We start from the raw sequence: 10730 nt of genomic DNA, 5'->3' as shown, positions 1-10730 counted from the left end.
CGAGGAGACGACGAAGGAAACCACCGCGACTGCCCAGGTCCGTGCACCCATGACGACGAAGACTCCCGGAGGAACGTGCGAAGAGGCGCGGCGGTCGACCGTGCCGACGGGGACTGGAGGTGTCCCCGTCAGCGTCGGAAGACCGCCGCCTGCCGCGACCGATGCGGGTCCTACTGTGCTTCGGCGGCGCCCGCGATGACGATCTTCCCGTCGGACTGCACGACGACGGAGCGTGCGGCCTCGTCCAGCTTGCCGGCGATGACGTTCACCGTGACGATGCCACCGGTGCCGAAGGTGGTGTCGCGCGTGCCGTCCAGGTTGAAGCGCGCGACCGCGAAGCGGTTGTCCCCGCCCTCGGTGACGAAGCCCGTGGCGTACACCTTGCCGTCCTGGCCGAAGGTCACGCCCCAGAGGCGGTCGTTGGCCGTGTCGGAGAAGGCCACCACGCCATTGAACTCCTGGCCGGTGGTGACGTTGCGGATGAGCAGGATGGCGTCGTCGTCCTCGCCCGCCTTCGCGCTGTAGCCGGCGGCGGCGACGTACTCCGCGCTGCCCGTGTCGAAGGTCGCCACGTCGTAGAAGGCCTCATCCGTGCGGCCGAAGTCGTACGTCTTGAAGCCCTCGTTGAAGCCGGTCACCGTGGCCGGCTGGCCGTTCGCGGTCACCTGCACCGCCATGGCGTCGATCTCGCCGGTCTTCACGGTGCCGCTGCCCACCATGAACACGCTGTCGTCCTTGAGGACCACCGCGTCACGGCCGCGGTCGTTGTCGCCGTTCAGGTTCAGGATGAACGCGCCATTGGTGCCGTACGTGGAGTCGAGCACGCCCGCCGCGCTGTAGCGGAAGGAGATGAGGTCCACCGTGTTGCCCGCCACGCCCGCCGCGCGGCCGTAGCCGGTGGTGACGTAGGCGCCCGTGGACTGACGGACGGCGGCGTAGGCCTCGGAGATGCCCCACTCCTTCGTCGGGTCGTTCGTGGCGAACGGCGCCGAGTTCAGCACGCCCTTGGAGCCGAAGGTGGCGTCCACCGTGCCCGCCTCGTCCAGGCGCATCAGCACGATGCGGTTGGCGCTCTGCGCGCCCACGCCCGTGGGCTGGCCCAGGTAGCCGGCGGAGAGGATCTTCCCGTCCGCCTGCACGAAGCCGTGGCGCGCCGAGTCCCCCAGGCCGCCGATGTCCAGCACGTACAGACCCTTGCGCGTGGCGGCCGCGTTGAAGGTCTCGTCCAGCGCGCCGCCCGCGGTGAGCCGGGCGACCACGCGGTCGGTGTCCGTGCGCGTGCCTTCCGCCTTCTTGGTGCCGAAGACCACCAGCCGGTCCTGCGCGTCGCGGCTGAGGCTCCACATGGAGTCGCGCACCGTGCCCGCGCCCGCACCCAGGTTCAGCCGCGCGATGCCGTTGCCGCCCGCGCCGAAGGTGTTGTCCACCGTGCCGTTGGTGTTGAACCGCACGAACGCCAGGTCCGTGTCCGGGGTGACGGTGCCGGCGTCGGTGCCCGCGTCCGTGGTGCCGGCGTCGGTGCCCGCGTCCGTGGTGCCGGCGTCGGTGCCCGCGTCCACCGTGGTGCCCGCGTCCGGCGTGGGGGTGGGCTCGTCATCGCCGCAGCCGCCCAGCGAGGTCATCGCGAGGCCAACGACCAACATGCCAGGCAGCAGCTTCTGGAGGCTCCGGTGCTTCCTCTGAGTCGACATCTTTTCCCCTCGGGTGGGTCATGGTCGAAAATGAAAACGATTATCAAATTCAGCCATGTAAACGGGGCGTCTGCGTAGACCGGGGGGTAGGTGAAGTCAAGGCGTCGGCCGACACCCAGGGGGGGAACCGTCGCTTCGAGAATGATTGTCAGTCTCAACATTGGTTGATACGTCGGCGGGCATGAATCCCTCGCGAACCCGTCCTGCCGCGCCCTCCCGTTGGGGAGTGAGGGCCGTGGCGTTGACCGCGTTGCTGTGCGCGGCGTGCAGTGACAACAAGCCCAAGCCGGTGGATCCGCCGCCCACGGGTGGGACGGACGTGCGGGCGGAGCTGTTGAGCGCGGCGGGGGCCTGCATGCTGACGACGGCGCGCGACTTCCTGCCGAAGGCGACGGCGCTGCAGGCGGCGACGGTGGCGCTGCGGGACGCGCCGGACGCGGCGACGGTGGCGGCGGCGCGCGCGGCGTACCACGAGGCGATGGACGTCTGGCAGGTGGCGGAGGTGATGCAGGTGGGGCCGGCGGCGCCGCGCAGCAACCCGGGCGGCGGGGAGCTTCGCGACAACATCTATTCGTTCCCGCTGAGCAACCGGTGCTCCGTCGAGGAGCAGCTCGTGTCGAAGGGCTACGAGTCGGCCAGCTTCTCCTCCAGCCTGGTGACGCGGCGCGGGTTCCTGGCGCTGGAATACCTGCTCTTCTACGAGGGCGCGGAGACGGCGTGCGGTCCCAACTCGCCCATCGTGGCGCAGGGGACGTGGGCGGCGCTGTCCGCGGACGAGCGGGCGTCGCGCAAGCGGGCGTACGCGGCGGTGGTGGCGGCGGACGTGCACACGCGCGCGCAGGCGCTGGTGGACGCGTGGGTGCCGGAGGGCGGGAACTTCCAGAAGACGCTGGCGACGGCGGGCCCGGGCAACGCGGTGTTCCCGTCCACGCAGGTGGCGCTCAACACGCTGAGCGACGCGCTCTTCTACGTGGAGCGCGAGGGCAAGGACCAGAAGCTGGCCCGCCCGCTGGCGCTGCGCGACTGCGCGTCGGACACTTGCCCGGAGCTCCTGGAGTCGCAGTTCGCGGGCCGCTCCAAGCAGAACCTGCGCCTGAACCTGGTGGGCTTCCGCCGCATCGTGGAGGGCTGCGGCGCGGACTACGCGGGGCCGGGCTTCGACGACGTGCTGGTAGCGGCGGGCGCGGAGGCCGTGGCCACGCGGCTGCGCCAGCAGGTGGTGGAGGCCGAGGCGGCGCTGGCCGCGGTGGAGGAGGCGGACCTCAAGGAGGCGCTCGCCCAGGACAAGCCGTCCGTCCAGCGCGTCTACGACGACTTCAAGGGCATCACGGACGTGCTGAAGACAGACTTCATCACCACGCTGGACCTGGAGCCGCCGGCGGGTCTCGAGGGAGACAATGACTGAGTCCGCCGGAGGCGGGGGCCTTGCGTCCCCGCGTCCGTGGGCACGGCTCTGGGCGTGGCTGCTCGCGCCCCGGGACATCGCCGCGCTGGCGGCGTTCCGGGTGGCGCTGGGGCTGCTCATCACCGTGTCGGCGGCGCGCTTCCTGGCCTACGGCTGGGTGGGCGTGCTGTTCGCGCAGCCGAAGTTCCGCTTCACCTACTGGGGGTTCGGCTGGGTGCCGGCCATTCCCGCCGCGTGGCTGCCCGCGCTCTTCGTGGCGCTGGGCGTGCTGGGCGTGCTGTTGATGGTGGGGCTGTTCTACCGGGTGACGGTGGTGCTGCTGTTCGCGGTGTTCGCCTACGTGCAGCTGCTGGACGTGACGAACTACCTCAACCACTACTACCTGGTGAGCCTGCTGCTGGCGCTCCTGTGCTTCGTGCCGGCGCACCGGGCCTTCTCCGTGGACGCGTGGTGGAGGCCCGCGCTGCGGCGGGACACGCTGCCGGCGTGGTGCACGCTGCTGCTGCGCTTCCAGGTGGCGGTGGTCTACGTGTTCGCGGGGCTGGCGAAGCTCACCTCCGACTGGCTGGTGCACGCGCAGCCGCTCAACATCTGGCTGGCCGCGCGCACGGGGCTGCCGTGGGTGGGGCCGCTGTTGGAGGAGCGCTGGGTGGCGTACGCGGCCGCCTGGGGCGGGATGCTGTTCGACAGCACCATCGTGCTGTTCCTCCTCTGGCGCCGCACGCGCCCGTTCGCCTACGTCGTGGTGCTGGGCTTCCACGCGGTGACGTTCGCGCTGTTCCCCATCGGGATGTTCCCCTTCATCATGGTGACGGGGGCGCTGGTGTTCTTCGACCCGTCGTGGCCGCGCGCGCTCTGGGCCCGCGTCCGGCGCCTGCCGTGGCACGGCGTCGCGCCTCCGTCCGGCGTCGCGGTGGAGGTGCCCGGCTGGAAGGGGCGGGTGGCGCTGGGCGCGGCGGTGTTCTACGCGCTCCTCCAGGTGCTGCTGCCGCTGCGCACCCACGCCTATGGCGGCAACGTGCTGTGGCACGAGCAGGGCATGCGCTTCTCCTGGCGGGTGATGACGCGGGAGAAGAACGGCAGCGCGACGTTCGTGGTGCGCGACAGCGTCACCGGCCGGCAGTGGCACGTGCCGCCCGGGCAATACCTGACGCGGTTGCAGGAGCGGGAGATGGCGGTGCAGCCGGACCTCATCCTGCAACTGGCCCACCGCATCGCGAGGGACTTCGAGGCGACGACGCACCACCCCGTGGAGGTGCGGGCGGACGTGCGGGTGTCCCTGAACGGCCGGCTGTCGGAGCCGCTGGTGGACCCCACGGTGGACCTGGCGCGACAGGAGGACGGGCTGGGACCCAAGCCGTGGATCCTCCCCGCCCCCGTGTCGCCGCCGGTGCACCTGCGCCCCACGCGCGCCGCGCAGGCCCGCGGGCGCTGACGGCCTCCTGCTCCCCGCCTACTCCAGCGGCGCGGGAAAGGCCGGCAACGCGGCGAAGTGCTCGGGCACGTGCTGTTGGATCACGCGGGCGTTGGATTCCTTCGCCAGCGCCTCCACGCGGCGCATCGACTCGAGCGTCTGTTCGCGGTTGCTGTTGTAGATGGGCACGAGGTGCCGCTCGCGCGACTCGCGCAGCGGCCACAGGTCGCCGGTCAGCAGGATGGCGCCGGACTTCGCCGTCTTCAGCAGCAGCACGGTATGTCCGGGCGTGTGTCCCGGCGCCTGGTGGATCGTCACGGTGCCGTCGCCGAACACGTCGTAGGCGCCGTCGCCTTCGATGACCACGGGCTTCACGTGTTCCAGGGCGCTGTAGTGGGGGATCTCTCCGCGCTCGCGGGCTGTTTCAGAGAACGCCGCCGCGAGCTCCTCCGCGTCGACGATCCACTTCGCGCTGGCGAACAGGTTGGCGTTGCCCGCGTGGTCGAAGTGCATGTGCGAGAACGACAGGAAGTCGATGTCGGCGGGTGCCAGCCCGAGCTCGCCGAGCTGGGCGGTGAGCTTCTTGGGGACCTCGAAGCGCATCGGCGCGCCCTGGGGCTGCATACCGCCCGGCATGTCCGCGATGGCTTCGGCGAAGCCGGTGTCCCAGAGCAGATCGCCCTTCGGATGGCGGATCAGGTAGCACGGATTGACGCCTTCGCCGCCGACGCCCTTCATCGATCCATCGTCCGCCATGGAGCCGAAGTCGGACGCCTGCACGTGGCCGCAGTCGATCGTGTAGAGCTTCACGGCGGGCGGCGCCGCGACGGTGGACGTCCGCGCGGCGGGGTGCTGGCTGGCGCAGGCGGTGAGCGCGAGACAGGCGGACAACAGGCGGATGGTTTTCATGGCATCGCTCCGGCGGGAACCAGTCGGTGGAGAAGCAGGCGGGGGAAGCACCGTGTCGGGTCTGCTTCTACCGCCATTCTGCGTCGCCCTTCACGGAAGGACCTTGGGGTTGGAAATCAGCTGGCGCAGCGGAGCGTCCTGGCCCAGCGCGATGAAGGGTGCCCAATGGTGAGGATGGGGCTTGATGGCACGCAGCCAGCGCATTGCCTCGCGCAGCGCGCTGGCTCGGCCCTGCCCCGCCAGCAGGTTGCGGTAGTAGGCCTCCATCAGCGTGCTCGTCGTCTCGTCGTTCACCTTCCACAGGCTCATCACCACCGTCTCCGCTCCCGCCACCACGAAGGCTCGGCGCAGCCCGTACACTCCCTGACCCTGCTTGACGTCGCCTCGCCCGGTGTCGCAGGCGCTGCTCGGAGATGGCGAAGGCGCGCGCGAACAGCGGAATGGCCGCGCCGAGGCGATGCTGGGCCAGTTTGTGGATGGCGAGGTTGTTGAGCGCTTTGGCGACATCAGGATGATTCGGGCCGAGGGCCGCTTCGCGCATGGCGAGTCCGCGCTGAACCAGTGGCTCAACTCGGGCAAAGTCCCTTTGAAGCCGGTGCCACCGTCCGAGCAGGTTCAAACAGGTGGCGATCTCTGGGTGCGAGCCCCGAGCACCGCCTCCCGCAGCGCGAGCGCCTGTTCGCCCTTCACGATGGCCTCTGCGTACTTGCCTGCCTTGTCGAGCGCTGTTCGCCTCTTCGAAGGCCTTCTGCGCCTGCCGCAGCCGCGCATCCGGTGGCGGCTCACCGCCCGCCGCTCCCGCCGCACAGCACAGGGCGACCACCGCCATCCACCCGAGAACCCGCCGCATGTCTTCCCACCTTGCGCTACTTGCCTGCGCGAAGGCACGCCACGGTGGCCTCGAAGCCCTAGTCATAGATGGCATGAATTTGTGAGCGTCAAGGCAGTTGCTGTGTGAAAGGATTCAGCTGAGGCGGAAAATTCCCTGGCGCTGGGGCATCCCTCCTGTCCTTTTCGATTTGCCCTAACTCCAAATTAAATCTACCGCCCGGGCCCACATGAGGGAGTCACGCATTGTGGCGATGTAAGTGCCTGATTTGACTCATGAAGAACCCGGTTTGGCCGGCGGACCTCGAATTCTTTGCATGACTTTCGGCCGCGCGGGCTCATTCCTTTCGACGGTAGGGGGGGCCCCCGCCGCATCGCCGAGGCGGGCGGCGGGGCTCGGCTCCGTCGAATCTGGCACGTCGGCATCTACAATCCCTGGAGGGGAAAGATACGAATTCAATCATTGGTGTTCCGTAGTGTGTGCAGTGCAGCCCTGGTCGGATCTCTCCTGGCAGGGTGCGGGGGCGAGACTGGCGCCACCCTGAGGGTTCGGAGTCACCGGAATCCAAGGGAGTCGCCACCACGGTCGCCACGGGGCTTCCGTCGTGTGCTCCCACTGGGAGCCCGTGTGGAGCAAGTGGATCGGTTGGTACATTTTCGATCTCAAGCGCTGCGCGGATGTCGACGGACTCGAGTGGTGGGTCGCTCAATACAACAGCAACAACGGTTGCTTGCCGTCCACCCACTACGAGGGCTACGGCTCCAAGGACGCCTGCTTCCGCGCCAATTTCCAGCGCGCCGGGGCAACTCATTCACCGAGGCGCTGTCGACGGGTCACATCGCCTGCCTGGACGAGTACGGCGCTTGCGGTCCGCGCGCGGTGTATCCCTGGAGCAACGTCGCGGGCGCCGGAACGCTCTGCAAGTACCGGCCCTGAGCTGGTCTGGTGTCTTTTGAGGTGTGAGCCGGAATTCACTTCCTGCCGGCTCACATCCCTTGAGTTTTGCCTCTCTTGATCTTGGTATTGAAATGGTAGTTGTTGAAGGACTCGAAAGGAGCGTTACCATGAGGAAGTCGAAGTTGATGAAGTTGATTGCGTTGAGTTCAGTTCTGTTTGTCGGTGCCATCTTGGGACTCTCTTCGGAGGCGCATGCTCAGTGGACTCCTCCGCCCCCTCTGCAGACGGGTCCGGGAGTCCTGTATAAGATTGTGAATGTAAACAGCGGGAAGGTCCTGGATATAGCATTCAATTCCAAGGAGGCGAGCTACAGGCTTCATCAGTGGGAGTACTTGGGTTTGCCGAGCCAGAAATGGTATCTTGCCGGCAGTGAAGCGGGTGGGTATGTGGTTTTCAATCTGAACAGCGGTTTGGTGATGGAGCAGACGATTCCGCTGTATGGCGATGGGGCAAAAATCTGGCAGTGGTGGCCTAATGGCACGACCCAGCAGAATTGGAGGATCAGTAACGTAATGCCCACCACTATCTGGAATAGTCTCAGTGGTAAGGTTGTTGATGTTGAGCATAACGGAACGGGCAATGGCGCGCATATCCATCAATGGCAGATCACGCCAGGAGTTCAGAGCCAGTTGTGGAGGTTCGAGCGAGTCAACTGATGCTTCATGAGTGGCTGCGCGATGCGCGCCGTCGGCTCGCTCCGGAAGGATGAAAAACGGCCCGCTTCTCAATCGAGGGGCGGGCCTTGTTGTTTTTGCACTCCTGGGTCTCGTGGCACGCGCGCTCCGTCGAACCAGGCCTGTGTCGCCTCGACCTGCGTAGCAGCCGGGCCCACCTGTCGTGGGTTGAGGTACTGGGCATTGGGCACCAATGCCTTGCAGGTGCGCGATGGGGACGACATTCGCCTCGCGGGCAGCCTGCCGCGACTGCCTGCTCCCCCCGAGGGGAACCACACGAAGTGCGGGAGAGCCACGGACGTGGGGGGCTCTCACTGACGATGTTGGATTGCTTCGCGCACACTCCTCTAGCGGCGTGAGCCCACGGCGGAGGCCGTGTCCGGCTCCGCCTCCCGCTGCCCAGAGGACGTCGTGAGCGGCGGGGCGTCCAGATAGCGCGCCAGGGCCCGGCCCACGGAGTCCACCTGCGGCGGCTGGAGCACGGAGTAGTGCGTGCCGGGCACGTCCACCACCTCGATGCTGTCCGTGAGTGCGGCCCAGCCCCGGGTGCGGTCGCCGCCCTCGTCCACGTTGGCCTCGGTGCCGCGCAGCATCAGCACGGGCACCCGCAGCGGGCGCAGGACGTGGCCGGAGAGCGCACTGATGCAGGCGTTGAACACGCGCTGCCGCCGCTGGAGCCAGGCGAGGTTCACCTCCGGGCCGAAGGCGCCCACGCGCTGGCCCTCTTCGAGCAGGTGCGGCAGCAGCTTCGCCGCGTCCCCCGCGGGCACGTGCGCCGGCAGCTCCTCCGACAGGCCGGTGGTGTGGGCCAGGTTCACGGTGAAGAGCTGGCCCAGCGTCGCGGCGTCCTCCATGCGCGTGCCCTGTGCGTAAGACGTGGGGCTGGGTTCGATGAAGACGAGCCGCTCCACCTCCTCGCCGCGCTCCAGGAGCTGGCGGGCCATCTCGAAGGCGACGACGGCGCCCATGGACCAGCCGCCCAGGCGGTAGGGGCCGTGGGGCTGCACGGTGCGCACGGCCTCCAGGTGCAGCGCCGCCAGGTCCTCCAGCGAATCCACCGCGCCCTGGCCGTTCTCCAGCCCCGGAGCCTGGAGCCCGTGGAAGGGCTGCTCTTTTCCCAGCTGCCGCGCCAGCTCCGCGTACCCCCACACGGTGCCGCCAATGGCATGCACGCAGAAGAAGGGCGTGAGCGTGCCTTCGGGTTGCAGGGGCACCAGCAGGTCGCCGGGCGTGGGGCCCAGGCGCAGCCGGGACAGCGGCGCTTCAGGCGCGGCCACCGCCTGCTCCAGGAGGGCGCGCAGGTGTCCGGCCCAGCGCGTGGCGGTGGCGGGCTCGAAGAGGTCGCTGTTGTACTCCAGCACGCCGGTGAGGCCGGCTTCCGCCTCCTCCCACAGGGCCAGCGTCAGGTCGAACTTGGCGGACTGGCGCTCCACGTCCACGAAGCGCAGGGACAGCCCGGGGCCCATGGGCTGGGACACCGGCGCGTTCTCCAGCACGAACAGCACCTGGAACAGCGGCGAGCGGCCCGCGTCCCGCGCGGGACGGACGGCCTCCACCACCCGGTCGAAGGGCACGTCCTGGTGCGCGTAGGCCCCGAGCGTCACCTCGCGCACGCGGCCCAGGAGCGCGTGGAAGCTGTCCCCTTCCGACACGCGGGTGCGCAGCGCGAGCGTGTTCACGAAGCAGCCGAGCATGTCCTCCAGCTCCGGCGCCGGCCGCCCCGCGATGGGCGAACCCACCACCACTTCATCCTGCCCGCTGAGGCGCGACAGGAGCGCCTGGAAGCCCGCGAGCAACACCATGAAGGGCGTGACGCCCTCGCGGTGACCCAGCGCCTTCACCGACTCCGACAGCGCGGTGCCCAGACGCACCGGCACGCGGCCGCCCCGGAACGTCTGCGCGGCTGGACGCTGCTTGTCCGTGGGCAGCTCCAGCGCGATGGGCGCTCCGGCAAGCTGGTGACGCCAGTAACCCAGTTGTGACTCCAGGACCTCGTCCCGCAGCCACGCGCGCTGCCAGACGGTGTAGTCCACGTACTGCAACGGGAGCGCGGGGAGCGACGGCGACTGGCCCGTGGAGAAGGCCTCGTAGAGCGAGGACAGCTCACGGGTGAGCACGGCGGAGGACCAGCCGTCGGAGATGATGTGGTGCATCGTCACCACGAGCAGGTGGTGCTGCGCGCCCAGCCGCACCAGCAGGCCTCGCACCAGCGGGCCCTGCGTCAGGTCGAACGGCACCTCCGCCTGGTCCGCCGCGAGCGCGAGCGCCTCCTGTTCGCGGGACGCCTCCGGCACGCCCTGCAGGTCCACGAAGGCGAGCGACGGCGGCAGCTCCGGCAGGACGACCTGCACGGGCCCCTCGGCGTCCTCGCGGAACACCGTGCGCAGCGTCTCGTGGCGCTGGTGCAACGCGTGGAAGCTTTGCACCAGCGCCTTCGCATGCAGCGGCCCCATCAGGCGCAGGGCCGCGAGGATGGTGTACGCGCTGCTTCCGGGCTCCAGCCGGTCCAGGAGCCACAGTCGCTGCTGGGCGAAGGACAGCGGCAGGCGGCCCGTCCTCGGCACCGGCAGCAGCGGCGGCACGATAGGGCTCGAGTTTCCCGCGTCCCGCGCGGCGTCCACCCGGACGGCGAGCGCCTCCAGCGTGGGCGCGTCGAAGAAGGCGTGGAGGGGCAGCTCCACGTGCAGCGAGGCACGCAGCCGCGACACCACCTGCGTCGCGAGCAGCGAGTGGCCTCCCAGTTCGAAGAAGTGGTCGGTGATGCCCGCGCGCTCCACGCCCAGCACCTGCTGCCAGAGGCCCGCGAGCAGCGTCTCGGTGGGGGTGCGGGGCGCCTCGTAGGGCCGGGGGC

Annotated in this window: 6 protein-coding genes and 2 pseudogenes; 3 read left to right on the top strand and 5 right to left on the bottom strand. The window is 69.0% G+C overall.

All coding sequences use genetic code 11. The features are described from left to right. Positions 1 to 170 precede the first annotated feature (170 nt). Positions 171 to 1691 carry an NHL repeat-containing protein gene (locus D7V93_RS27570; RefSeq protein ID WP_120646230.1) on the bottom strand — a complete coding sequence of 507 codons (1521 nt, stop codon included), beginning with the start codon at positions 1689 to 1691 and terminating at the stop codon, positions 171 to 173. A 235-nt stretch (positions 1692 to 1926) separates the two neighbouring features. On the opposite strand from D7V93_RS27570, the gene D7V93_RS27565 reads away from it, so the two are divergent. Together D7V93_RS27565 and D7V93_RS27560 are read left to right on the top strand one after the other, a co-directional pair. Continuing rightward, entirely contained in the window at positions 1927 to 3096 is a 1170-nt protein-coding gene (locus tag D7V93_RS27565; protein ID WP_244237541.1) for an imelysin family protein, read from the top strand. After that, a complete protein-coding gene (locus tag D7V93_RS27560) occupies positions 3089 to 4531 on the top strand; it encodes an HTTM domain-containing protein (protein ID WP_120646228.1) in 1443 nt (480 codons plus the stop codon). The genes D7V93_RS27565 and D7V93_RS27560 overlap by 8 nt, the downstream gene beginning before the upstream one ends. A gap of 18 nt (positions 4532 to 4549) precedes the next feature. On the opposite strand, the gene D7V93_RS27555 is transcribed toward D7V93_RS27560, so the two are convergent. The 3 genes and pseudogenes from D7V93_RS27555 to D7V93_RS46870 all read right to left on the bottom strand — a co-directional run. After that, positions 4550 to 5419: an N-acyl homoserine lactonase family protein gene (locus tag D7V93_RS27555; protein WP_120646227.1), complete on the bottom strand. Its 870-nt coding sequence runs from the start codon at positions 5417 to 5419 to the stop codon at positions 4550 to 4552. 90 nt (positions 5420 to 5509) lie between these two features. After that, positions 5510 to 5824: pseudogene (locus tag D7V93_RS27550) on the bottom strand (CHAT domain-containing protein); the annotation flags it as partial. A gap of 58 nt (positions 5825 to 5882) precedes the next feature. Next, a pseudogene (locus D7V93_RS46870) lies at positions 5883 to 6248 on the bottom strand (tetratricopeptide repeat protein); the annotation flags it as partial. A 1064-nt stretch (positions 6249 to 7312) separates the two neighbouring features. On the opposite strand from D7V93_RS46870, the gene D7V93_RS27540 reads away from it, so the two are divergent. Then, positions 7313 to 7861 carry an RICIN domain-containing protein gene (locus D7V93_RS27540; RefSeq protein ID WP_120646226.1) on the top strand — a complete coding sequence of 183 codons (549 nt, stop codon included), beginning with the start codon at positions 7313 to 7315 and terminating at the stop codon, positions 7859 to 7861. Positions 7862 to 8226: 365 nt separating this feature from the next. Here D7V93_RS27540 and D7V93_RS27535 read toward each other — a convergent pair. Continuing rightward, positions 8227 to 10730, bottom strand: a 2504-nt coding sequence (locus tag D7V93_RS27535; RefSeq protein ID WP_158623877.1) for a condensation domain-containing protein, incomplete at its 5' end; no start/stop codon positions are given.

It is taken from the genome of Corallococcus llansteffanensis (assembly GCF_003612055.1).
Classification (GTDB): Bacteria; Myxococcota; Myxococcia; order Myxococcales; family Myxococcaceae; genus Corallococcus; species Corallococcus llansteffanensis.
Note: the sequence above shows the minus strand (reverse complement) of the source record. Positions and strands in the feature narration are given on the sequence as shown.

What these genes read in the sequence shown, in the direction of transcription:
- D7V93_RS27570 (WP_120646230.1), bottom strand. Translation starts at nt 1,691, where the DNA reads ATGTCGACTCAGAGGAAGCACCGGAGCCTCCAGAAGCTGCTGCCTGGC.
- D7V93_RS27560 (WP_120646228.1), top strand. Translation starts at nt 3,089, where the DNA reads ATGACTGAGTCCGCCGGAGGCGGGGGCCTTGCGTCCCCGCGTCCGTGG.
- D7V93_RS27555 (WP_120646227.1), bottom strand. Translation starts at nt 5,419, where the DNA reads ATGAAAACCATCCGCCTGTTGTCCGCCTGTCTCGCGCTCACCGCCTGC.
- D7V93_RS27540 (WP_120646226.1), top strand. Translation starts at nt 7,313, where the DNA reads ATGAGGAAGTCGAAGTTGATGAAGTTGATTGCGTTGAGTTCAGTTCTG.